The organism is Wenzhouxiangella sp. XN24 (assembly GCF_011064545.1).
Lineage (GTDB): Bacteria > Pseudomonadota > Gammaproteobacteria > Steroidobacterales > XN24 > XN24.
Map to the genome: position 1 here is coordinate 178288 of NZ_JAAMFG010000030.1, position 23075 is coordinate 201362.

At 68.9% G+C, this 23075-nt stretch carries 19 protein-coding genes; 9 read left to right on the plus strand and 10 right to left on the minus strand.

The annotated features are described in order from the left end of the window. The 4 genes from G6032_RS07035 to tsaD are packed head-to-tail and all read right to left on the minus strand — an operon-like array spanning position 1 to position 3224. On the minus strand, positions 1-1308 hold the full coding sequence (locus G6032_RS07035; protein WP_165281431.1) for a S41 family peptidase: 1308 nt from the start codon (positions 1306-1308) through the stop codon (positions 1-3). Beyond that, entirely contained in the window at positions 1305-1811 is a 507-nt protein-coding gene (gene folK / locus G6032_RS07040; RefSeq protein WP_165281432.1) for a 2-amino-4-hydroxy-6-hydroxymethyldihydropteridine diphosphokinase, read from the minus strand. The genes G6032_RS07035 and folK overlap by 4 nt, the downstream gene beginning before the upstream one ends. Beyond that, positions 1804-2169 carry a dihydroneopterin aldolase gene (folB, locus tag G6032_RS07045; RefSeq protein ID WP_165281433.1) on the minus strand — a complete coding sequence of 122 codons (366 nt, stop codon included), beginning with the start codon at positions 2167-2169 and terminating at the stop codon, positions 1804-1806. The genes folK and folB overlap by 8 nt, the downstream gene beginning before the upstream one ends. 8 nt (positions 2170-2177) lie before the next feature. Further along, complete coding sequence (gene tsaD, locus G6032_RS07050) at positions 2178-3224, minus strand: tRNA (adenosine(37)-N6)-threonylcarbamoyltransferase complex transferase subunit TsaD (protein ID WP_165281434.1); 1047 nt, start codon at positions 3222-3224, stop codon at positions 2178-2180. Between the two features lie 114 nt (positions 3225-3338). Here tsaD and rpsU point away from each other — a divergent pair, with 114 nt between their 5' ends. From rpsU to G6032_RS07075, 5 genes are all read left to right on the plus strand, one after another. Next, complete coding sequence (rpsU, locus tag G6032_RS07055) at positions 3339-3554, plus strand: 30S ribosomal protein S21 (RefSeq protein WP_165281435.1); 216 nt, start codon at positions 3339-3341, stop codon at positions 3552-3554. Between the two features lie 33 nt (positions 3555-3587). Then, a complete protein-coding gene (locus G6032_RS07060) occupies positions 3588-4034 on the plus strand; it encodes a GatB/YqeY domain-containing protein (RefSeq protein WP_165281436.1) in 447 nt (148 codons plus the stop codon). Positions 4035-4072: 38 nt separating this feature from the next. Next, on the plus strand, positions 4073-5830 hold the full coding sequence (dnaG, locus tag G6032_RS07065; protein ID WP_206211854.1) for a DNA primase: 1758 nt from the start codon (positions 4073-4075) through the stop codon (positions 5828-5830). A gap of 77 nt (positions 5831-5907) precedes the next feature. Beyond that, positions 5908-7773 carry an RNA polymerase sigma factor RpoD gene (gene rpoD, locus G6032_RS07070; protein WP_346763775.1) on the plus strand — a complete coding sequence of 622 codons (1866 nt, stop codon included), beginning with the start codon at positions 5908-5910 and terminating at the stop codon, positions 7771-7773. Between the two features lie 31 nt (positions 7774-7804). After that, positions 7805-10828, plus strand: coding sequence for a DUF748 domain-containing protein (locus tag G6032_RS07075; RefSeq protein WP_165281437.1), 3024 nt, complete (start codon positions 7805-7807; stop codon positions 10826-10828). A 65-nt stretch (positions 10829-10893) separates the two neighbouring features. On the opposite strand, the gene G6032_RS07080 is transcribed toward G6032_RS07075, so the two are convergent. The 3 genes from G6032_RS07080 to G6032_RS07090 all read right to left on the minus strand — a co-directional run bounded on the left by G6032_RS07080 (position 10894) and on the right by G6032_RS07090 (position 14125). Then, entirely contained in the window at positions 10894-12612 is a 1719-nt protein-coding gene (locus G6032_RS07080; protein WP_165281438.1) for an NAD-dependent malic enzyme, read from the minus strand. A gap of 111 nt (positions 12613-12723) precedes the next feature. Next, complete coding sequence (locus tag G6032_RS07085; RefSeq protein ID WP_165281439.1) at positions 12724-13722, minus strand: PA2778 family cysteine peptidase; 999 nt, start codon at positions 13720-13722, stop codon at positions 12724-12726. 19 nt (positions 13723-13741) lie between these two features. Beyond that, positions 13742-14125 carry a PA2779 family protein gene (locus G6032_RS07090; RefSeq protein ID WP_165281440.1) on the minus strand — a complete coding sequence of 128 codons (384 nt, stop codon included), beginning with the start codon at positions 14123-14125 and terminating at the stop codon, positions 13742-13744. Between the two features lie 183 nt (positions 14126-14308). On the opposite strand from G6032_RS07090, the gene G6032_RS07095 reads away from it, so the two are divergent. Next, the gene (locus G6032_RS07095) at positions 14309-14515 is read left to right on the plus strand and encodes a dodecin family protein (RefSeq protein WP_165281441.1); all 207 of its coding nucleotides are present in this window, start codon (positions 14309-14311) and stop codon (positions 14513-14515) included. A gap of 70 nt (positions 14516-14585) precedes the next feature. Here G6032_RS07095 and G6032_RS07100 read toward each other — a convergent pair whose 3' ends face one another. From G6032_RS07100 to G6032_RS07110, 3 genes are all read right to left on the minus strand, one after another. Further along, entirely contained in the window at positions 14586-15950 is a 1365-nt protein-coding gene (locus G6032_RS07100; RefSeq protein ID WP_165281442.1) for an NAD-dependent succinate-semialdehyde dehydrogenase, read from the minus strand. A 98-nt stretch (positions 15951-16048) separates the two neighbouring features. Next, complete coding sequence (locus tag G6032_RS07105) at positions 16049-17080, minus strand: DUF2860 family protein (protein WP_165281443.1); 1032 nt, start codon at positions 17078-17080, stop codon at positions 16049-16051. 125 nt (positions 17081-17205) lie between these two features. After that, positions 17206-17706: a helix-turn-helix domain-containing protein gene (locus tag G6032_RS07110; RefSeq protein WP_206211855.1), complete on the minus strand. Its 501-nt coding sequence runs from the start codon at positions 17704-17706 to the stop codon at positions 17206-17208. 75 nt (positions 17707-17781) lie between these two features. On the opposite strand from G6032_RS07110, the gene G6032_RS07115 reads away from it, so the two are divergent. The 3 genes from G6032_RS07115 to G6032_RS07125 are packed head-to-tail and all read left to right on the plus strand — an operon-like array spanning position 17782 to position 23063. Continuing rightward, a complete protein-coding gene (locus tag G6032_RS07115) occupies positions 17782-18843 on the plus strand; it encodes an efflux RND transporter periplasmic adaptor subunit (protein ID WP_206211856.1) in 1062 nt (353 codons plus the stop codon). Positions 18844-18859: 16 nt separating this feature from the next. Further along, the gene (locus G6032_RS07120; protein ID WP_165281445.1) at positions 18860-21904 is read left to right on the plus strand and encodes an efflux RND transporter permease subunit; all 3045 of its coding nucleotides are present in this window, start codon (positions 18860-18862) and stop codon (positions 21902-21904) included. Continuing rightward, positions 21885-23063 carry a patatin-like phospholipase family protein gene (locus G6032_RS07125; RefSeq protein WP_165281446.1) on the plus strand — a complete coding sequence of 393 codons (1179 nt, stop codon included), beginning with the start codon at positions 21885-21887 and terminating at the stop codon, positions 23061-23063. Before G6032_RS07120 ends, G6032_RS07125 begins: the two co-directional genes overlap by 20 nt. The last annotated feature ends 12 nt before the right edge of the window (positions 23064-23075 follow it).

Consider the following 23075-nt stretch of genomic DNA (forward strand, 5'->3'; position numbering starts at 1 on the left):
CTAGAACGCATTGTTCGGCCGGTAGCGCGGCGGGTCGCTGCGGAATTCGCGCTGGCGCTCGAATTCGACGGCGATATCGGCCTGCGGACAGAAACCGAATTGCAGCCAGTGCACTGAGGCGTCGAACGAGGCCTCACCCGGCGTGCCGAAGGGCACGTCCAGCGTGTCACCGGCGGCACAAAGCGGCTCGATGCCATCGAAATAGCCGCCCACGTTCAGGCTGTTGACCGTCTCGAAAGACACCGGGCGCAGCACCTGTTCGCAGAACAGGAACCCGAGCTGGCCGACCGGCTTGCCGAAAGTCGCGCTGCCTACGGTGGCGGCGGTGATGTAGGGCGGCAGGCTGTTGACCAGGATTTCCGAGGCCGAGGCAGTGGACTCGGTCGTGATGAGCACCACCTTGTCGAGCAGCAGCGCGCGGTCGGGCGGGTCGCTGGTGAAGAAGAACGTCTGGTTGCGGTTGCTGTTCTGGTCGTTGTAGATGTAGCGCGCGAACGCCTGGCCCGGCGCGGTGCGGCTGGCGAGCAGGTCGGCGAAATGCTCCGTCACGCTGATGAGCCCGCCGCCGTTGTAGCGCAGGTCAACGATCAGTTGCGTGACGCCTGCCGCGGAGAAGGTATCGAAGGCCGTGTTCAGCGCCGGCACACCCGGTTCCGTGAAATTGCGGAACACGAGGTAGCCGGTGGTGACGCCATCCACCTCGAAGACGCGCGTCCCGGTGACCGGCGGAATGGTGACGACGGCCTTGGTCAGGATGGGATTCAGCACCTCGCCGTCCGGGTTCTCGAAGGTCAGTTCGAACTGGTAGCCGATCTCGCTGGGCCCCAGCGAGCCCGAGAAGCCCTCCGGGCTCGCCAGCACCTCCTCGATCGGCACGCCGTCCACGGCGAGGATGCGACTGCCGCGCACCAGCCCGGCGTCGTCGGCCGGTCCCCCCTCGAACACGTCCACCGCGACCTGCACGCCGTCGTCCTCGACCGAGCGGAAACCCACGCCGACGAACTGGCTCTCGCCGAACAGGGCCTCTTCCTCCGCCTGGGTGGTGATGTAGCTGAATCGATCGAGCGGTTCGAAGCGCAAGGCGTCGAGCAGCGCCTCGGGCGACTCGAAGCTCGCCGGATCGACCTCCGGGAGTTCCTCGTACCAGAAATACCACTGCTGCATGGTCTCGTAGACCGCCTGGTTCTGGGCGGCGATGCTGCACTCGCTGGTGATCGGTTCAGGGTCGCTCGAACCGCCGCCACAGGCGGCCAGGGCAAGACCCAGCAATACGGCGGGCAGACGGCGCACCGGACGTGAAATCTTCATAACGCAACCTCCGCGGCGAAATCGCCCTCCACCCGGGTGAGTGGATGGCGCGCGCCGTCATAAGTTCCCCACAGCTCGGAGAAGCTCCGGCCGAGCACCGGGTGGATGCGATCCCCGGCGAGGTCCGCCAGCGGTCGCAGGACAAAGGGATAACGGGTGATCTCGTCGCGCGGCAGCTGCACGCCGTGCTCGTCGATCACGAGGTCGCCGTACAGCAACAGGTCGAGATCCAGCGTGCGCGGCGCGAATTTCTCCTCGCCCCGGACCCGGCCATGGGCCGCCTCGATGGCGCCCAGCGCCGCGACCACCTCGTGCACGTCGTCCTCGGTCTCGAAGGCGATCACCAGGTTGAGGAAATCCTCGCCGCTGAACCCGACCGGACTGTTGCGATAGACCGGCGAAAGGCGGAGCACCCCGAAGCGCTCGGCCAGCGCCCGCAGCCCCAGCCCGAGGTGGCGACGGGGTTCCACGTTGCTGCCGGCGCCGATGTAGACCTCAGGCATGGAAATCCGCCGAGGTCCGCTCGATGCACACGCCCACGTCGCGCGCGCCGCGGATCGCCCCGGGCTTGTTGAGCGTCACCTTGACGCGGGGCACGTCGAACTCGGTGCAGACGATCGCGGCGATGCGTTCGGCGAGGGTCTCGACCAGCTGGAAGCTGGAGCCCTCGACGAACTCGATGAGGCGCTTGGCGACCGCCTTGTAGTTCAGCGTGTCCTCGATGCTGTCGGAGGCGGCGGCGCGCCGGATGTCCGCTGCGATCTCGAGGTTGATGCTGACGGTCTGGCGGATGCGCCGCTCCCACTCGTAGATGCCGATGACGGTCTCCACGCGCAGGTCATTGAGAAATATCGTGTCCACCGTTGTCCTCAGTTGGCCGGCGATGCGCCGGATGTTGCCGCGCCGGGCGGGCGCAGGGTTTCCAGGTCCCAGCGGGCCCGCGCCTCGATGGCCGGCGATTCCGCTTCGCCGGCTGCCAGGCGCAGCATACCGGCGTAGGCGATCATCGCGCCATTGTCGGTGCAGAACTCGAGCCGCGGATAAAACACCTCCGCGCCGATCTCCTGCGCCGCCGCCGCGAGGCGCTCGCGCAGCCGCCGGTTGGCGCCCACGCCGCCGGCGATCACCAGCCGCTGGATCCCGGTCTGTTCCGCGGCGCGCAGGCTCTTGCCGACGAGCGTGTCTACGATCGCCTCCTGGAACTCCCAGGCCACGTCCGCCCGGGCGTTTTCGTCCATGTCGAGATCGCGGATTCCGGTGATGACCGCGGTCTTCAGGCCGCTGAAGCTGAAATCCAGCCCGGGCCGGTTGAGCATCGGGCGCGGCAGCCGCAGGCGCCCGGGAGAGCCGCCCTCGGCGAGGCGGGCCAGCTCAGGCCCACCCGGATAGCCGAGCCCCAGCACCTTGGCGGTCTTGTCGAAGGCTTCGCCGGCGGCATCGTCGAGCGTCTCGCCGAGCACCCGGTAGCGCCCGAGGCCCGTGACCTCGACGAGCATGCTGTGGCCGCCGGAAACCAGCAGGGCGATGAAGGGGAACGACGGGGCCGGGTCCTCGAGCATCGGCGCCAGCAGGTGGCCCTCCATGTGGTGCACGCCGACGGCCGGCACACCCCAGGCCCAGGCAAGACTGCGCCCGAGACAGGCGCCGACCAGCAGGGCGCCGATCAGTCCGGGACCGGCGGTATACGCCACCCCGTCGATCTCTTCCGGCGCGCTGCCGGCCTCCGCAAGCACCTGTTTTATCATGGGTAAAAGCTTGCGGACGTGGTCGCGCGAGGCCAGTTCCGGCACCACGCCGCCGAACTCGGCATGCAGCTGCACCTGGCTGTAGAGCCCGTGCGCCAGCAGGCCGCGCTCCCCGTCCATGACGGCCACGCCGGTCTCGTCACAGGACGTTTCGATGCCCAGAATCCGCATGATCTTTTCCTGTTCTCCTACTGGCTTTCACCCGCGAGGCCCGCTAGAATGGTCGGTCTTTACCCGGCCAGACCAGTCGCCGGGCCCAGCCAAACGTGACGGTGGTGAGCTTTAATGCCTGGTGTACGCGTACGCGAAAATGAATACTTCGATGCCGCCCTGCGGCGCTTCAAGCGGGCCTGTGAAAAGGCCGGCGTCCTGACCGAACTGCGTCGCAGGGAGTTCTACGAGAAGCCGACCCAGGAACGCAAGCGGAAGAAGGCCGCGGCCGTGAAGCGTCACGCCAAGCGGATCCAGCGCGAGCAGTCCCGCCGCAAGCGTCTATTCTGACCCCCACGCCCGCCCCGGGGCAATCTCGCCGCCATGTCCGTCAAAAACCGCCTCAGGGAAGACATGAAGCAGGCCATGCGCTCCGGCGACAAGGCCAGGCTCGGCGTGATCCGCATGGCGCTCGCCGCCATCCAGCAGCGCGAGGTCGATGAGCGGGTGGAGCTCGACGACACCGCCGTGCTCGGCGTCATCGAGAAGATGATCAAGCAGCGGCGCGAGTCCATCGAACAGTACCGCGCCGGCCGGCGCGACGACCTCGCCGACCGCGAGGCCGCCGAGATCGACGTGCTCTCCGGCTACCTCCCCGAGCCCCTGTCGGCCGCCGAGCTCGATGCACTCATCCGCAGCACGATCGAGAAGACCGGCGCCACGTCCATGAAAGACATGGGCCGCGTCATGGCCGAGTTGCGCACCGAGGCCCAGGGCCGCGCCGACATGGCCGTGCTGAGCGCCCGCGTGAAGGCCATCCTCGCGGGCTGACCGCATGACACGATTCGCACGCTGATGGCCGCACGCTGATGGGATTGATTCCGGCCAGCTTCATCGACGAGTTGATGAGCCGCACGGATATCGTTGAAGTGATCAATGCACGCGTGCCGCTGAAAAAAGCCGGGCGCGAGTACAAGGCCTGCTGCCCCTTCCACGGCGAGAAGACCCCCTCCTTCACCGTCAGCCCGACGAAGCAGTTCTATCATTGCTTCGGGTGCGGCGCGCACGGCACCGCGCTCGGCTTTTTGATGGACTACGAGCACCTCGGCTTCCCCGAGGCCGTCGAGGAGCTGGCCTCGCTCGCCGGGCTCGAGGTGCCGCGCGACGAAAGCCCCGGCACGGACCGGCGCCCGGATCTCTACAGCGTGCTCGCGGCGGCCGCCGGACATTACCAGGCCCAGCTCAAGCGCCAGCCCGACGCGGTGCGCTACCTGAAGGGCCGGGGCATCAGCGGCAAGACCGCCGCCACCTTCGGCATCGGTTATGCCCCGGACGCCTGGGACGGACTGCTCAGGCAGTTCGGCACGGACGATGCCGCCACGGCGCGCCTGGCCGCGGCCGGACTGGTCATCGAGCGCGACCAGGGTGGATTCTACGACCGCTTCCGGGGACGCCTGATGTTCCCGATCCGCGACGCACGCGGGCGGGTGATCGCCTTCGGCGGGCGGGTGCTGGGCGCGGACGAGCCGAAGTACCTGAACTCGCCCGAGACCGCGCTGTTCCACAAGGGCCGCGAACTCTACGGCCTCTACGAGGCGCGCCAGGCGCTCAGGCAGATTCCCCGCCTGCTGGTGGTCGAGGGCTACATGGACGTGGTCGGACTGCACGAGGCCGGGATCCCCTGGGCGGTGGCGACGCTCGGCACGGCGACCACGCCGGAGCATCTCGAGCGGCTGTTCCGGGTCACCGAGGAAGTCGTGTTCTGCTTTGACGGCGACCGCGCCGGACGCCAGGCCGCCTGGCGCGCCCTCGAGAACGCGCTGCCCACGCTGCGCGAAGGACGCCAGATCCGCTTCCTGTTCCTGCCCGAGGGCGAGGACCCGGATTCGCTGGTGCGCGCCGAGGGGGCCGCGGCGTTCACCGCCCGCCTCGACGACGCCCTCCCGCTGTCCGAGTACCTGCACGACGAGCTCGCCTCGCGCGTGGACATGAGCAGCATCGACGGCCGGGCGCGCCTCGCGGAACTGGCCAAGCCGCTACTTGCGCGGGTGCCGGACGGCGTGTTTCGCGCCCTGCTGGTAGGGCGAATCGCCCGGGCCGTCGGCATGGACGAGGCCGGCTATGCGCGCTTCGTCGATTCTGCCGCGTCGGCGGCGCCGCCGCGCCCCCCGCCCCCGCCTGCCCGCCCACGCAGCCAGCCGCCGGGCCGCACCAGCCTGGTGCGCCGCGCCATCACGCTGGTGGTGCACTTCCCCGCCCGGGCCGCCGAGGCGAGGCTGTCGCCGGATCTCGCCGGGCTGGACCGTCCCGGCATGGACCTCTTGGCCGCCCTCCTTGAAGACGTGGCGCAGAGCCCCAATCTCACCACGGGTGGGCTCCTGGAACGCTGGCGCGACCACGAGGCCTGGCCGCACCTGCAGAAGCTCGCCGCCGCCGAATTGGTGACGGCGGAAGACGTGGCCTCACGCGAGTTGCAGGACTGCCTGGACCACCTCGAATACGAGGAGGTGCGAAACCGCCACGAGGCCCTGTTCGAAGCCTCTCGAACCGCCCCGCTGAATGCCGGGCAGCGGGAAGAACTCAAGGCCCTGACCGCTCGCCTCGCGCGCCGGCCAGTGAACGGTTGAACATTATTCTTGTCCAAACAGGGCGTGGCAATGCTATGCTGTGCGATTCGATTTTTAACCCGTATGAGGGCCGCTGAGTGACTGATCGACGTAATGCTCTGCCTGATGAGAAGCAGTCCCAGATCAAGCTGCTGATCGCCCGCGGCAAGGAACAGGGCTACCTCACTTACGCGGAAGTGAACGATCACCTCCCGGACGACATCGTCGACCCGGAGCAGATCGAGGATATTGTCAACACCATCAATGACATGGGCATCACCGTCTACGAGAAGGCGCCGGATGCCGAAGAGCTCTTGATGGCCGACACGGCGGTGGCCGCGGACGACGACGATACCGAGGAAGCGGCGGCCGCGCTGGCCAGCGTGGACAGCGAATTCGGCCGCACGACGGACCCGGTGCGCATGTACATGCGCGAAATGGGCACGGTCGAGCTGCTGACCCGCGAAGGCGAAATCCGTATCGCGAAACGCATCGAGGAAGGTCTCGAGCAGGTCCGCCACGCCCTGTCGGAGTTCCCCGGCACCATCGAGCTGCTGCTCAAGCAGTACGCGGCGCACGAGGCCGGCGAAGTGCGCCTGGCCGACCTCATCGTGGGCTTCATCGACCCCGACCAGAGCGACGAGGTCGCCCAGCCGGGCAACCGCGCGGACGACAAGGCCAAGGCGAAAGCCAAGGCCAAGGACAGCGAAGACGATGACGACGACGAGGACGCCGAACCCGCCGACACCGGGCCGGACCCCGCCGAGGTCAGCAGGCGGCTGAAGAAGATCGGCCGGCTGCACAAGCAGGTCAAGACGCTGCTCGCGAAAGAAGGCATCGACGACCCGAAGACGCGCAAGGCGCGCGCCCAGCTGACCGACGAGTTCATGCAGCTGAAGATGTCGCCGAAGCTGTTCGAGGAGCTGAGCAACAACCTGCGCGGCACGGTGGCCCACATCCGCAGCCAGGAACGCCAGATCATGGCGCTGGCCGTGCGCCAGGCCGGCATGCCGAAGCGCGACTTCCTCGCCAGCTTCCCGCAGAACGAGACCAGCTCCGACTGGATCGAGAAGCAGATCCGCGCCAAGCGCAAGCACTCCTCCGCGCTCGGCAAGCTGCGCCCGGAAATCGAGCGCGCGCAGAAGAAGCTGATCGCCCTCGAGCAGGAGAGCGGCCTCACCGTCGGCGACATCAAGGAAATCAGCCGCCAGATGTCCATCGGCGAGGCCAAGGCTCGCCGTGCGAAAAAGGAGATGGTCGAGGCCAACCTGCGCCTGGTGATCTCCATCGCGAAGAAGTACACCAACCGGGGCCTGCAGTTCCTCGACCTCATCCAGGAAGGCAACATCGGCCTGATGAAGGCGGTGGACAAGTTCGAATACCGCCGCGGTTACAAGTTCTCGACCTACGCCACCTGGTGGATCCGCCAGGCCATCACGCGCTCGATCGCCGACCAGGCGCGGACCATCCGCATCCCGGTGCACATGATCGAGACCATCAACAAGCTGAACCGCATCTCGCGGCAGATGCTGCAGGAGATGGGCCGCGAGCCGACGCCGGACGAGCTGGCCGTGCGCATGGAGATGCCCGAGGACAAGGTGCGCAAGGTGCTGAAGATCGCCAAGGAGCCGATCTCCATGGAGACGCCCATCGGCGACGACGAGGATTCGCATCTCGGCGATTTCATCGAGGACGGCTCGGTGCTGTCCCCGATCGACTCCGCGACCGGCGAAGGCCTCAAGGAAACCACGCACGCCGTGCTCGCGGGACTCACGCCGCGCGAAGCCAAGGTGCTGCGCATGCGTTTCGGCATCGACATGAACACCGACCACACCCTCGAGGAAGTCGGCAAGCAGTTCGACGTGACGCGCGAGCGCATCCGCCAGATAGAGGCCAAGGCGCTGCGCAAGCTGCGGCACCCGACGCGCTCCGAACAGCTGCGCAGCTTCATCGTCGAAGACTGAAGACCGGTCCGTTTCGGACTATCCTGAGCGTATGACCGAGGGAAGCGGCTCAAGGGAGGGCCGCGTCGCCGAATGGCGGCGGCGGCTCCGACTCCAGGGATGGCGCCTGTGGGCGCTGCTGGCGGTGCTGGTCTACACGCTCGTCGGATTCCTGCTGCTGCCGTGGGTGGCCCGCAACCAGGCGCCGAAGCTGGCCGAGGAACATCTCGGGGTGGACCTTGCGGTCGAGAAGATCCGCTTCAACCCCTACCTGTTCCGGCTCACGGTGGAAGGGCTGTCGATCGACGACCCGGTGTCCGGGCCGATGCTCGCCTTCCAGCGCCTGGTCATGGATTTCTCCGTCTCCAGCGTCTGGCGGCGCGCCTGGACCTTCAGCGAATTGTCCCTCGAGCAACCGGCGCTACGGCTGCATCGCGGCGCGGACGGCATCGGCAATTTCGAGCGCATGCTCGACCGCCTGCCGCCACCGGAGACTCCCGCGGAACCCGAGACCGAACCCGGCGACGCACCGACTCGGCTGGTGCTGCACAACGTCTCGCTGGTGGAGGGCCGGCTCGCCATCGAGGACGAGGCTCATCCCGATGACTGGTCGATGTCGCTCGGCCCGCTCAGTTTCACCATGCAGGACTTCGCCACGCTCCCCGAGCGCGAGGGGCTCTACAGCCTCGAGGCCACCGGGCCGGGTGGCGGCACGACGCGCTGGAGCGGCAGCTTCGCAGTGGCCCCGCTGGCGTCGTCCGGCACGATCGAGATGGAAGGGCTCGCGGTGGCGCCCCTGTGGGAATACGTGCGGCATGACTTCGACGCCGAACTGACCGGCGACGCGCGCCTGGGGCTCGGCTTCGAGTACGTGCTCGATGGCGGCGGCGAGGCGCTCGACTTTCGCGTGCGGGAGGGCCGCGCCGTGCTGACCGGTCTCGAGGTCGCGCAACGCAGCTCCGGCGAGGCGCTGCTCGGACTGCCCGAGACCCGTGCGGAAGCCATCGAGTTCGACCTCGCCGGCGCAACACTCGACATCGGTTCGGTAGACCTGGCGCAGCCGGACGTCGAATTGCGCAGGCTGAACGATGGAACGATCGACCTGGTGGCCGCGCTCATGCCGCCGGGCGATGCTGCGGATCGCGATGCCGATGCGGATGCCGATGCCGACGCAGGCGAGCCGGACGAGACGGGGCCGGGCCTCGCCATCGAGGTCGGCGCGTTCAGGATCGACGGCGGGCGCGTGGCTTTCGAGGACCGCGCGGCACCGCGCCCCGTGCGCGTCGCGCTCGAGGACATCGGGCTGGCCCTGACCGACTACCGGAGCACGGAGGGCCACCGCGCCGACCTGTCACTCGAGGCCACGGCCGCCTCGGGTGGCACGCTGTCCCTGTCCGGCGCCGTGCGCGCCGCACCGCTGGACGTCGGGCTGGACCTCGGCGTCGAGGCCTTGTCCCTGCTCCCGGGACTGCCGTACACGGACGAGGCGATGAATCTCGAGGTGAAGAGCCTGCTCACCGCCGCCGAGGGTCGCATCACGATCACCGACGCCGAGCCCTTCGCCTATGCCGGCAAGGCGTCGCTGCGCGCGCTCGACAGCCGGCTCCCCGGCAAGGACGAACAGCTCATCGGCTGGCAGACACTGGATGCGGAAGCCATCGACCTGTCGCTGGCGGAGCAGAGCCTGCGCATCGGGAACGTGGCGCTGTCCGAGCCGTTCCTCCGGGTGCTGGTCAACGAGGACGGCGAGCTGAATCTCACCGCCATCGTGCGCGACGCCGAAAACGGGGAGACGGCCCAGGCAGAAACCGGGGCGGACACCGAGGCCGAGACCGAGGCCGAGACCGAGGCCGAGACCGAGCCTTTCGCCATCGGTGTCGGGCGGGTCGAGATCGCCGCGGGCACGATGGATTTCACCGACCTGAACCTGCCCATCCCCTTCACTGCGCTGGTGAAGCCAATGGAGGGGTCCATCTCCGCCATCACGTCCGGCAGCCCGACACCGGCCCGCGTGGAGCTCGACGGCGACGTGAACGAGGACGGCGCCGCCACCGTCCGCGGGCAGGTCAACGCATTCGCGCCCAAGGAACTGATGGACCTCGAGCTCGACTTCCGCAACATCGAGATGCCGAACCTGACGCCCTATACGGTGAAATTCGCCGGGCGCGAGATTGCCGACGGGAGCCTGGACGTGGATCTCAGCTGGTCGATCCGCGACGGCCGGCTCGAGGCCAACAACCGCATGGTCATCAACAACCTCGAGCTGGGCGAGAAGGTGGATGAGCCCGGTGCGCTGGATCTGCCGCTGGACCTGGCCGTGGCGCTGTTGACCGATGCACAGGGGCGGATCGATCTCGAAGTGCCCGTGAGCGGAGACATCGATGATCCGCAGTTCCGCTATGCGCCCCTCGTATTCAAGGCGCTGGGCAACGTGCTGGGCAAGATCATCACTGCGCCATTCCGTTTTCTCGCCTCGCTACTGGGTGGCGACGCCGCGGAGGTCGATCTCGAGTTCGTCGGCTTCGTGGCGGGGGATCCCGACCTGCAGGGACCCGAGGCCGAGGAACTCGCGCAACTCGCCGAGGCGCTGGCGCAGCGACCCGAACTGGCGCTGCAGGTCGGCGCCGCCTACGACGAACAGCGCGACGGCCGGGTCATGCGCCAGCGGCAGCTGGACGCGGCAATCTCCGCGCGCTTCGAGGCCGGCGAAGGCAGCGGCAAGGACGGCGACCCGCTGCGGCTGATCATGGAGAGCATGTACACCGAGGTCCAGGACGCCGAGGCGCTGGACGCGCTGCAGGCGGAGCACACGACGACGCCCGAGGACAGCGACGAACCGGTGCTCGACGAGACGGACTATATCGAGGCGTTGCGCGCGGCGTTGCTCGAACAACAGCAGGTCGACCCCCAGGAACTCCGGTTGCTCGCCATGGAACGCGCCGCGGCGGTGCGCAACAACCTGGTGGAGGACGGCGGCCTGGACCCGGAGCGCATCTCGGTGGCGGAACCGGGCGAAGCGCCGCGCGCCGACGACAACCTGGTGTTCCTCCGGCTGGAGCTCGGCGTCGGCGAGTGAGGCCTCTGGCATCCCGCGCGGCCCGAGCACTCGGGCCGGATCGATTCGGCCCGCCCCAGTCCGACTCAGCCCGCCTCGTAGTCCGGGTAGTTCGGCGCCCAGCGCGCGGCCGCGAGCCTTGCCTCCACGTCCGCCTCCGTCAACGCCGGGCACAACGCCTCCTCGCTGGCGGTCCGCATCACGGCCGCAGCCACCTGGCGTGCGCACTCCCCGAGTTGCGACACGGACGGGTACAGCCGGCTCTCGCCGATCGATTGCTGGCGGGCCAGTTCGGCGAGGGTGCGCGCGGCAGCCGCGATCATGCCGTCGGAGACGAACCGTGCTTCGCTCAGCAGGGCGCCGAGGCCGAGGCCCGGGAAGATGAACACGTTGTTGCCCTGGCCGATCACGTGACGGCGCCCGTCCAGCACCACGTCGGCGAAGGGGCTGCCGGTGGCGACGAGTGCGCGGCCCTCGCTCCAGCGCAGGATTTCCTCGGGGCGCGCTTCCGCATAATCGGTCGGGTTGGACAACGGCATGACGATGGGCCTTGACGCATGGCTCGCCATGCTGCGGATCACGCGCTCGTTGAAGGCGCCGGACTGGCCCGACACGCCGACCAGGATCGTGGGGCGGAACTTCTCCACCACCTCCTCGAGCTCGGCCCCGCCCTCGCTGCCGAGGCCGTGCCGTTCCGCCACCTCGACGGGCCAGGCGAGCTCCGCCTTGTAGCCGTCCCGGAAGTTGTCGCCGACCAGCAGGCCCCGGCTGTCGAGTACCGCGACCGGATACTCGTCTCCGCCCGCCGCGCGAATCGCGTTGGTCAGTTGACGGGTGATGCCGAGCCCCGCGGCGCCCGCGCCGTGTACCACTGCGCGTTGCTTCGCCAGCTCGCCGCCGGTGCTCATCAACCCGGTCAGCACCCCGGCGAGGCACACCGCGCCCGTGCCCTGGATATCGTCGTTGAAGGATGGCAGCCGGTCGCGGTAGCGATCCAGCAGGTTCGATGCATTGTCCTTGCGGAAGTCTTCCCACTGCAGCAAAACGCCGGGGAACACCTCCGTCACGGCCTCGATGAACTCCTCGAGCAGGGCATCGTAGGCCTCGCCGCGCAGGCGCCGCCCCGGCCAGCCGAGGTACAACTCGTCCTCCAGCAGGGAAGCGCTGTCGGTGCCGACGTCGAGGCTGATCGGCAGGGTGTAAGCCGGGTGGATGCACCCCGCCGCGCAATACAGCGACAGCTTGCCGATGGCGATCGCCATGCCGCCCGCACCCTGGTCGCCGATGCCGAGGATCGACTCGTTGTCCGTGGCGACGATGAGCTTCACGGGACGCCCGACGGTCGCAGCCCGCAGCGTCTCGGCGATGCGCCCGCGGTGATCCGGCGTGATCCAGATGCCGCGCGCCCGGCGGAACACGTGGCTGAACTCGCGCGTCGCCCTGCCGACCGTGGGGGTGTAGACGATCGGCATCAGCGCCTCGAGCTGGTCGCAGAGCACACGGTAGAAGAGCTGCTCGTTGCGATCCTGGAGACCGGATAATTCGAGGTACTTGTCGAAGGGGTCGCGCAGCCGGTCCAGCGTCATGTGGATGCGGCGCACCTGTTGCGCCATGGTGTTCACACGGCTCGGCAGCAGGCCGTCGAGGCCGAGCGTGACGCGCTCCTGCGGACTGAAGGCGGAGCCCTTGTTAAGCAGCGGCTCGTGATAAAGATCGGCGCCGCGGCGCGTGATGCGCAGCGGCACGTCCTCGCGCGGGGCCTGCAGCGGCAATCCGCCGGGCGTGACCCAGTCCAGGTCAGTCATCGCTCAACTCCAGAATTAACGTCCCAGGTGCGAGCGGAGTATACGAGCCCACCCGCCCGGCGACGTCCGGGAAAGTCGCAGCATTCGCGTGCATGGCGGACCGCGCAGCCTTCACGGCGGGCCGCGCAGGACGGGGCTGTCGCAGTGCGCACCGCCCTCGCCCACCGGCAGGCCCTCGAGCGTCGCTTTCGTGTCCAGCACGGCGGCCTCGATGGCGCTGCCCGGCGGCGCGGCGCGGTGCGCCCTGGAGGCGAGTTCCAACGCCGTGGACCGGCAACCGAGATCGCCCAGCAGTCCGGCGAGGTTGTTCAGTGCCGCGGCATGTTGCGGCTCGTCTGCGAGCAGCGCCTCGTAAGCGGCGCGCGCGGCGTCCAGTTCACCCCCGAGTTGCCAGGCCGTCGCTTGGCCGAAACGTGCCACCGGATCGCCTGGCCACGCGCGCAACGCCGCCGACCAGGCGCTTGCGGCCGCGACGTAGCGACCGCTCTCCTCCAGGCCCGCGACGGCGCCGAAATAGTTCGCCCGCTGCGGCTTCGCCGGCAACGTGCCCGGCTCGAGCAACACCAGGCCCCAGCGATCCGCCCGGTCCCAGCTTTGCAGGAAACGTCCCGCGGGCATCCTCAGGCGCCGCTCGGCGCCCGAGCGCAGCAATACCCGTTCCGTGAGCGGATCGGCGCCCACGAGCACGGCGTAATGCCAGGCCGGCCAGCTGCGCAGGCGGAGGTTCTGCAGCACCAGCACCGGGCGACCGGCGACCAGCTCCGCCAGCAGGGCGTCGGGCTCCGGCGCCACGACATAGGGGAGGTAACCGCGGCTGCGCGCCGCCGCCGCGAGCTCCAGCTGCAGGCTGCCGCCGAGGCCGGGGGTGTAGACCTCGTCGGCCAGGACGCCGGGATCGGCGGCGGTCCCCGCCGCGCCCAGCACCGTGGCCAGCGCGGCGGGCCCGCAATGCAGATCCTGCTGCGGAAAGAAGGGCGTGGCGGCCAGCTCCACCGGGGCATCGATTCCCTGCAGCGCCGGCGAGGCGGACAGCCACGGCCGCGGGCCGGCGCACCCCGACCCGGCCAGCAGAGCGAGGGCTGCCAGCGGTGCCAGGGCGCGCGCGCTCACCGCCACGCGGCCGTGCGAATCAGATCGACGTGAAGATGTTGGTGATACCGACCAGTTCGAGAATCAACAGCACGATGAACACGATGCCGACGACCTCGACCGCCCCCGCTCCTGCGGGCAGTTCCGAGAGGCGACCGTCGAGCTGGCGCAGCTCCTCGTCCGTCAATGCCGCGACACGCTCGAGAGCCATCGAAGGATCCACCCCGAGCGCCACCAGTTGCGCCTGCACGCCCTCGCGATCGAGCACGGCCTGGACCCGCGCCACGGTGTCGGCCCGCTCGGCCTGCTCCACGACCACGCGGCTGCCGATCACCCCCGCCGACGCGGTCGAGACCATGCCCGCCATGCCGAGGGACACCGCCACGCACAGGGCGACCATGTGAACGAATTGCTGTCTGAACATCGGGATCACTCCTTGGTTGACTCAGCCGAAAGTTAGCCCACCGCTTGGTCACCGTCCAGTTGCGGCCGGCTGGTGGCGACAGTCGCGACTGCGCTGGCGTAAAGCGCAGCCCCTTCTACACTTCAGGTACATCGACAGAAAAACGCGGCCCGTCGCACGCGGGTCCTGCAAGGAGGAACGAGCATGAGCATTGCGAAAATCACCGAAATCAGCGCCGCTTCGACGAAGAGCTTCGAGGACGCCATCCGCGAAGGCGTGAAGCGCGCCAGCAAGACGATCAAGCACCTGAAGAGCGTCTGGGTGAAAGAACAGGAAGCGGTCATCGGCGACAACGGCGAGCTGACCGAATTCCGCGTCATCATGAAACTGACGTTCGTGGTGGAGGACTGACAGTCCGCGGCGCGTCCGCGCGAGGCCAACGGATCGGCCTCGCGTGAAGACGCGCACTTCAACTAGCTCTTCAAGCGATCCACAACGTCTTCGCGTTGACGAACTCCATCAGGCCGTGGCGCGACAACTCCCGGCCATAACCGGATTGCTTCACGCCGCCGAAAGGAAGGCGCGGATCGCTCTTCACCATCCCGTTCACGAAAGCCGAGCCGCAGGCCAGGCGCCGCGCGAGAGACTCGCCGCGCTCCTTGTCGCGCGTGAACACCGTGCCGCCGAGCCCCAGTGGGCTGGAATTGGCCACCTCGATCGCCGCGTCCGCGTCGCTGACCGTGATCGCCAGCGCCACGGGACCGAACAGCTCCTCCTCCCAGGCGCGCATGCCCGGCGCGATCCCGCGCAACACCGATGCGGCATAGAACGCCCCCGGACCATCCAGGGGGTGGCACCCCGTCACCACCTTCGCGCCTTTCTCGATGGCATCGGTCACCTGCGCGTGCAGCTCGTCGCGCAGGTCCGCGCGCGCCATGGGCGCGAGCGTCGTGTCCGCTGCACGCGGATCGCCCGGCACGAGTTCGGCCGCGACCGCAGCGAAGCGCTCGAGGAACTCGTCGGCGATGGTGTCCTCGAGAATGAAACGCTTGGCCGCGATGCAGCTCTGCCCGGCGTTCTGGAAACGCGACTTCACCCCGTGCGCCACCGCCTCCTCCAAGTCGGCGTCCGCGAGCACGATGAAGGCGTCGGAGCCACCGAGTTCCAGCACCGACTTCTTGAGATGTGCGCCCGCCGCCTTGCCGATCGCGCGCCCCGCCGCGTCGCTGCCGGTGAGCGAGACCGCGTGGACCCGGTCGTCGGCGACCAGCGCGTCCACCGCGTCGCTGCCCACCAGCAAGGTGCGGAACACCCCGTCGGGGAAGCCGGCCTCCTCGAACACCCGCTCGATCGCGACCGCGCACTGCGGCACGTTGGACGCGTGCTTCAAGAGCACCGTGTTGCCGGCCGCCATGGCCGGGGCGGCGCAACGGATCGCCTGCCAGAACGGGAAGTTCCACGGCATCACCGCGAGGATGGTGCCGAGCGGCTGGTAGGTCACGAGACTGCGGCTCGCGTCGGTCCCGATCTGTTCGTCGGCGAGAAAGCCCGGCGCATGCTCCGCGTAGTAGCGGCAGGCCTTGGCGCATTTCTCGATCTCGGCCTTCGCCTCGCCGATGAGCTTGCCCATTTCCAGCGACATGAGCTCAGCGAGTTCGTCGCGCTTCGAGTCGAGCTGCTTTGCAGCCTGTTCGAGGAGCTTGCAGCGCGCCTCGACGCCGAGATCCCGCCATGCGGGCGCGGCGTTGGCGGCGTCGGCGAGAATCGCCTCGACCTGCTGCGGGCGATGCCCCGCGGCACGGAAAATCTCTTCGCCGGTGGCGGGATTGACGGAAGTCATCGGCATGACGGGAGCCTCCTGGCAATGCATTCAGACCCCAAGTCTAGACCGCCGGGCGAGATCGGACCCTGTCCCGTTAATTCAGCTGGGCCGGCAGCGCCTCCCTATCGTCCGAAGAAATACGCGAGGCCCACGCTGGCAGCCAGGGCCGAAGCGTCGTGGAAGTCGACGTCGGAATCGTGTTCGGCATGGATGATGCTGGCGAAGGCACGCCAGTCGCCCACGCCAAGGTCCAGCTTCCGGAAAGCCGACAGCGAAACCGCGTATCCGTCTGCATCGGTCTTCAGGCCATACACCGGATTGGCTTCGTCGTACTCCCGTTGGAAGACGGATGCCGAAGCCGCCAGCGTCCATGTGTCGCCGCGGTAACGGTAGGACAACTGCAGCATGTTTGCGTCGGCCGCAATCGCATCGCCGTCCCGGTCCGCCGTCGTGAGGGTGAACTCCGGCTGCCACGTGTGGCGCCCGCTCTCCAGGCGATAGCCGAGCGTCATGCGGCTGTCGGTGCCGTCGCGCCGCAGCAGGAGGATCTCGTCGGCGCCCAGGCCGAGCGCCGGATCCGTACCGCTCGCTTCGGTGTCGAGCTCGATCTCGCGGCTCTGGAGGCGGGCGAAGAAGTTCGTGCCGAAAATATGCCACCAGTCGAGCCGCGCACCGCTGGCGTCGCGCTCAGTCGCGATGCGGGGCGCGCCCACGAGGTAGGGATCCGCCCAGGCCTCGGTCGGCAAGGCGGCCGTCGTCACGAAGCTCGCGCCCAGCACCCCCACGCCGTCCCACTGCTTGCGGACGCCCAGCCGCGTGGAGAAATCCAGCGTCACGTAGTCCTCGATACTGACGCCGAAAAACGCTTCCCACCGGTCGCCGAACACGTAGGACAACTCGCCGCTGACGATGGCATAGGTCGTGTCATTCGATGGCGGCGCCTGCGTGACCGACGTGATCACGCTGGTGTTGGCGTCGATCAGGTCGTTGCCTGCCACGAGGTTGCTCTCGAGGTCGAAGAAGCCCGCGCCGAGCAGCAGGTTGCCGTGGAAGCCCTGCGTCTCCGGCACCCGGTCGTCAGCCGCAAACACCGGAGCCACAGCCAGCACGATCGCGGCCACACTTGGAAGCCGCGCAACACTCAAAGTCTTCATGCGTCTACTCCTGCGAAACAGGCTGCGAATATTCCGTGACGCATCCGCGGAACCGCAATGGAGTGACGCCCCAAAATGGGGAAAGGGACTTCGTGCGAGCGATCGGCCGATCGGCGACCCGAACGCTACGTGTTCACCTGGCCGGAGGCGGAGTCCGTGGCCGCCACGCAGGCGGCGCCGACGGCCACCAGGTAGCGCATGGTCGCCTGCGTCGCGGGCGCAAGGACTTCGCGTGCTCGCGGGGTCACGACGAGGTGGCCGCCGTTCTCCCGTTCGACCAGGCCGGCGGCCTCGAGCTCCGCGACCTTGCGCCGCACCGTCTCGCGCGGGATGCCGGTGGTGTCGGCGATCGACTGCACGTTGATGGGCATCGCCTGCGCGGCGAACTGCCCGGCCTGGAACTCGGTATAGGAGCGGCCCTCGACCCGGCGCCGCGGCAGCGTCCTGAGGCCGATCACGCCCATGACGAGCATGCGATCCAGGTCGCCGCCGAACTCCCGGCGCAGGGCGATCAGCAGTTCGGTGAAATGCTCGACATGCACCGGCCAGATCTGGCCGAAGCTCCCGGTCAACTCGTCGTAGCCGAAGCGCATCGGGGCACCCGCCGGTTGCTTGGTCGTACCCATTCTGGGCGGCCAGGTCATTGTCGGCAAGCGGCAGGGTTGCGGAAGATTGGCGGTCCTACCAAGAGGAGAGCGCCGGTGCGCCGAAGCATCAGTTTCAGCAGGGTATCCGCCGTTCTCATCGCGCTGGCCGGGACGGCAGCCCTGGCCGGCTGCGAGGAGCCGCCCCCGCCGCCGCCGGCCGAGGTGTCGCGCCCCGCCGTGATCCTCGAGATCAGCAGCGTCGCGGGTGATTCCGGGCTGCGCTTCCCGGGCCGCGTGCGGGCGGTGCAGCGGGCGGAACTCGCCTTCAACGTGCCCGGCCAGGTGGTCGAGTTCGGCGCGCGCGAAGGCAGCCGCCTCGCCGCCGGGCAACTGATCGCACGCCTCGATCCGGCCAACTTCGAAACCCGCTTCGCCGCCGCCCGCGCCGAATTCAACAAGGCACAGACCGACTACGAACGCGTGCGGCGCATCTGGGAAGAGACCCAGGCGGTGGCGCGCGCCGAGGTGGACCAGAAGCGCACGGCCCTGGAAGTGGCCCGCTCCAGCTTCGCAGCCGCACGCAAGGAACTCGAGGACACGCGCCTGGTGGCGCCGTTCGCCGGCGTCATCGCGCGCCGCCATGTCGAGAACTTCCAGAACGTGCAGGCCAAGGAACCCGTGGTCAGCTTGCAGAACCTGGCCGAGGTCGAGATCGTGATCCACGTGCCGGAGCGCATCGTGCGGGCCGAACCCCGGCGCGCGGCGGGCTACGCGATCCTCGAGGGCCTGCCGGAGCGGCCCATCCCGGTCACGCTCAAGAGCTTCGCGACCGAGACCGATCCGCAGACGCAGACCTACGAGGTCGTGCTCGGCTTCACGCCGCCCGAGGGCGTGACCGTGCTGCCGGGCATGCCGGCCGAGGTGCTGCCCGACACGGACGCCGCTGGTCCCGACGAGATCGCAGTCCCGCTGGCGGCCGTGCTCGGCGCGGCCGACGGCACGCCGACGGTCTGGGTGGTGGATCCGGAGACCTCGCGGGTGAGCAGCCGGCCGGTCGCGGTCGGCGCGGTGCGCGGCACTGATATCGTCGTGCTGGAAGGCCTCGCCCCCGGCGAGCGGATCGTGGTCGCCGGCGTGCATCACCTGCGCGACGGCATGCCGGTCCGGCCGCTCTGAGCCGCAGGAGGCGCCCGTGAACTTTGCCGGATGGACGCTCGCCAGGCGGACGATCGCGTGGGTGGCCTGCGCCCTGGTATTGGTCGGCGGCTATCTCGCCTACGAGCGTCTCGGACGCTACGAGGACCCCGAGTTCCTGATCCGCCAGGCCGTGATCGCGACGCCTTATCCGGGCGCCCTGCCCGCGCAGGTCGCGGAAGAGGTCACCGACGTGATCGAAGGCGCGGTGCAGCAGCTGCAGGAGCTCAAGGAAGTCACCTCGGTGTCGCGCATGGGCAGCTCGCAGGTCAAGGTCGAGATCGACCTGCGCTTTGCCGCCGACCGGGCGGCACTCGAACAGGTCTGGGACAAGCTGCGACGCAAGATCGCCGACGTCCAGCGAGGGTTGCCCCCGGGCGCCGGACCCTCCGTCGTCAACGACGACTTCGGCGCGGTGTATGCGCTGTTCTTTGCCGTCACCGGGGACGGCTACAGCCTGGAGCAGGTCCACGACTACGTGGACCGACTGCAGCGCGAGCTGATGCTGGTGCCCGGCGTGGCGAGCGTGGCGACACTGGGCGCGCCCCGGGAAGCGATCTTCGTCGAGATCGCCGCCGCCCGGGCCGCCCAGCTGGGCATCCCGCTGGAACGGATCTACCAGGCGCTGCAGCAACAGAACGTGATCACGCCGGCCGGCAACCTCGAGATCGGCGCGCAGCGCATCGAGATCGCGCCCACCGGGCAGGTCGACTCGGTCGCCGCCATCGGCAACATCGCCCTGGCCGCCGGCACGGCCGGCCAGGTGATCTTCCTCAAGGACATCGCGGACATCGACCGCGGCCTGGTCGAGCCGCCGCGGGCGCTGGTCCGCCATGACGGCCGGCCCGCCATCGGGCTCGGCGTCTCCCAGGTGGCCGGCGGCAACGTCGTGACGATGGGCGACGCCGTGCGCCAGCGCCTGGCGGAGCTGGAGTCGCAGCGCCCGGTCGGGATGGAACTCAACATCATTTCCTACCAGTCCGACTCGGTGCGCGCGGCCGTGGACGGCTTCGTGGCCAACCTGGTCGCCGCGGTGGCGATCGTGGTGGCCGTGCTGGTCGTGTTCATGGGGCTGCGCAGCGGGCTGATCGTCGGCTTCGTACTGCTGCTGACGGTCGCCGGCACGCTGGTGGCGATGCAGCTCGACGGCATCGCCATGCAGCGCATCTCCCTGGGCGCCCTGATCATCGCGCTGGGCATGCTGGTGGACAACGCCATCGTAGTCGCAGACGGCATCCTGGTGCGGCTGCAGCAGGGCGAGGAGCCGGAGCCGGCCGCGGTGGCGGTGGTCGAGGCGACCAAGTGGCCACTGCTGGGCGGCACCGCGGTGGGCATCCTCGCCTTCAGCGCCATCGGCCTGTCGCCCAGCGACATGGGCGAGTACGCCGGCTCCCTGTTCTGGGTGATCCTCTACTCGATGCTGCTGAGCTGGGTGTTCGCGGTCACCGTCACGCCCCTGCTGTGCGTGCAGTTCCTCAAGGTGAAGCAGAACCTCGGTGCCGGCCGGCATCCGGTGCTGGAGCGCTACCGCGGACTGCTGCGGGCGGCGCTGCGCCACCGCCTCGCCACCGTGACCGCGCTGCTCGCCCTGCTGGCCGGCGCGGTCTACGGCTTCGGCTTCGTCCCGCCGGGTTTCGTGCCCGAGTCGGCGCGCCCGCAGTTCGTGGTGGACATGTCCCTGCCGCAGGGCACCGACATCGAGCGCACCTCCGCCGAACTCGCCGCGGCCGAAGCCTACGTGCGCAGCCGGCCTGGCGTCAGCCACGTCACGACCTTCGTCGGCCAGGGCGGGCTGCGTTTCATGCTGACTTACAGCCCCGAGGACCCGAACAGCGCCTACGGCCAGCTGCTGGTGGACGTGGAGGACCCGGCGCTGATCGCCGGCCTCGTCACCGAGCTGCAGGAAACCCTGGCGCAGCGCCATCCCGACGCCGCGGTGAAGGCCTGGAAGTTCATGCTGGGTCGCGGCGGCGGCAAGAAGATCGAGGCCGCGTTCCGGGGCCCGGACACCGAGGTGTTGCGCACCCTCGCCGCTCGCGCCAAGGCGGTGATGGCCGAAGACCCGGGCGCGATCGCCATCCAGGACGACTGGCGCGAAAAGGTGCCGGTGCTGCGGCCCGCCGTGGACCCGATCGCCGCGCAGCGCGCGGGCGTGGACATCACCGCCGTCAGCGCGGCGCTGAACCGCGCCTTCACCGGCCAGGACGTAGGTGTGTATCGCGAGGGCGACACGCTGGTGCCGATCATTTCCCGGGCGCCCCGGGCGGAGCGGCTCACCGCCGGGCAGCTCGACAACGTGCTGGTCTACAGCCCCGGCGCGCAGCGCTACATCCCGGTCGCGCAACTGGTGACGGGCGTCGAGGTGGTGTGGGTGGACGCCATCATCCGCCGGGTGAACCGCTTCCCCGTGATCAAGGCCCAGGCCGACCCGTTGCCGGGCGAGCTGTCCGCGCCGCTGCTGGAGCGCCTGCAGCCCGCGGTCGAGGGCATCGAGCTGCCGCCGGGCTACGAGCTCGAGTGGCATGGCGAATACAAGGCCTCGCGCGAGGCCAACGCCGGGCTCGCGGGCTCCGCGCCCTACGGCTTCACAGCGATGATCCTGGCCGTCGTGCTGATGTTCAACGCCTTCCGCCAGCCGCTCGTGATCTGGCTGACCGCGCCGCTGGCCCTGATCGGCGTGACCATCGGGCTGTTGCTGTTCCGGGTGCCGTTCGAGTTCATGGCGATCCTCGGTTTCCTCAGCCTCATCGGCATGCTGGTGAAGAACTCCATCGTGCTGGTGGACCAGGCCGACGCGCAGATCAACGCGGGGGAGCCGCCTTACGACGCCGTCATCGGCGCCGCGGTGAGTCGCGCGCGGCCGGTTTTCCTCGGGGCCCTGACCACCATCCTCGGCGTAGCGCCGCTGCTGCTCGATCCTTTCTTCAAGAGCATGGCCGTGACTATCATGTTCGGGTTGGCCTTCGCCACCCTGTTGACGCTGCTCGTGGTGCCGCTGCTATATGCGATGTTGTTCCGGATCCGTGAGCCGGCTGTGTCCTAGCCGGACCCTTGCACTCCTGCTGCTCGCGGCAGCGGCCGGCTGCGCCGCGCCGCCCGAGCGGCTCGAGCCGCCGCCGGGGCAGGCAGAGATCGCCCAGCTGCCCACGATCCCGGCAGCCCGCCAGTGGGGCGACGAGCCGCCGCGCGAGCTCCAGGCCTGGCTGAGCCTGCCGCAGGAGACACTGCGCCAGACGCACAGCGGCGTGATGGGCCGCGAGCACGACTACCTCGTCCTGTCCGGCGGCGGCGGCAACGGGGCCTTCGGCGCCGGGCTGCTCGCGGGCTGGACCGCACACGGCTCGCGACCCGAGTTCCAGATTGTCTCCGGCACCAGCACTGGCGCCCTGATCGCACCCTTCGCCTTCCTCGGCCCGGCCTACGACGCAACACTGCGCGAGGTCTACACGCGTTACTCGACCGGGGACCTGGTGGAGCCCCGCGGCCTGGTGCGCATCCTGCGCGGCGACGCCGCCCTCAGCACCGGCCGCCTGCGCGCGCTCATCGCCCGCTACCTCGACGAGGAGGTGATCGCCGCCATCGCCGCCGAGGGTGCGCGCGGCCGCTCACTGTTCGTCGGCACCACCAACCTCGACGCCGGACGACCGGTCGTGTGGGACCTCACCCGCATCGCCGCCCTCGGCACGCCGGAGGCGCGGGAACTCATGTACGACGTCATCCTTGCCTCCACCGCCATCCCCGGCGCCTTTCCACCGGTGATGATCGAAGTCGAAGTGGATGGCCAGCGCTATGACGAGATGCACGTGGACGGGGGGGTCACCTCGCAATTGTTCCTCGCCTCGCTCGGCATCGACTGGACCGAGGTTCTTACGCATCTCGAAGTGCAGGGCGCGCCCGACCTGTACGTGATCCGCAACGCGCGCATCCGCCAGGACGCGAAGGCCGTACCCCGCCGGCTGGTCCCGGTGCTGACGCGCACCGTCTCGACGCTCATCAGGGCCCAGGGCATCGGCGACCTGGCCAAGCTCTACGCCGTGTCGGGCGAACACGGCTTCAACTATCACGTCGCCTACATCCCGGACAGCTTCGAGGGCGAGCCGGCCGAGACCTTCGACCGCGAGTACATGACCCGGCTGTTCGAGTTCGGCTACGAGCTCGCCCGCAGCGGGCAGCAATGGACGATGGTGCCGACGGGGGAGTGAGGGCGAGCGCCC

What these genes read in the sequence shown, in the direction of transcription:
- G6032_RS07105 (WP_165281443.1), bottom strand. Translation starts at nt 17,080, where the DNA reads ATGAAGACTTTGAGTGTTGCGCGGCTTCCAAGTGTGGCCGCGATCGTG.
- dnaG (WP_206211854.1), top strand. Translation starts at nt 4,073, where the DNA reads ATGGGATTGATTCCGGCCAGCTTCATCGACGAGTTGATGAGCCGCACG.
- G6032_RS07035 (WP_165281431.1), bottom strand. Translation starts at nt 1,308, where the DNA reads ATGAAGATTTCACGTCCGGTGCGCCGTCTGCCCGCCGTATTGCTGGGT.
- G6032_RS07095 (WP_165281441.1), top strand. Translation starts at nt 14,309, where the DNA reads ATGAGCATTGCGAAAATCACCGAAATCAGCGCCGCTTCGACGAAGAGC.
- G6032_RS07080 (WP_165281438.1), bottom strand. Translation starts at nt 12,612, where the DNA reads ATGACTGACCTGGACTGGGTCACGCCCGGCGGATTGCCGCTGCAGGCC.
- G6032_RS07075 (WP_165281437.1), top strand. Translation starts at nt 7,805, where the DNA reads ATGACCGAGGGAAGCGGCTCAAGGGAGGGCCGCGTCGCCGAATGGCGG.
- rpsU (WP_165281435.1), top strand. Translation starts at nt 3,339, where the DNA reads ATGCCTGGTGTACGCGTACGCGAAAATGAATACTTCGATGCCGCCCTG.
- tsaD (WP_165281434.1), bottom strand. Translation starts at nt 3,224, where the DNA reads ATGCGGATTCTGGGCATCGAAACGTCCTGTGACGAGACCGGCGTGGCC.
- G6032_RS07090 (WP_165281440.1), bottom strand. Translation starts at nt 14,125, where the DNA reads ATGTTCAGACAGCAATTCGTTCACATGGTCGCCCTGTGCGTGGCGGTG.
- folK (WP_165281432.1), bottom strand. Translation starts at nt 1,811, where the DNA reads ATGCCTGAGGTCTACATCGGCGCCGGCAGCAACGTGGAACCCCGTCGC.
- G6032_RS07110 (WP_206211855.1), bottom strand. Translation starts at nt 17,706, where the DNA reads ATGGGTACGACCAAGCAACCGGCGGGTGCCCCGATGCGCTTCGGCTAC.
- G6032_RS07100 (WP_165281442.1), bottom strand. Translation starts at nt 15,950, where the DNA reads ATGCCGATGACTTCCGTCAATCCCGCCACCGGCGAAGAGATTTTCCGT.
- G6032_RS07060 (WP_165281436.1), top strand. Translation starts at nt 3,588, where the DNA reads ATGTCCGTCAAAAACCGCCTCAGGGAAGACATGAAGCAGGCCATGCGC.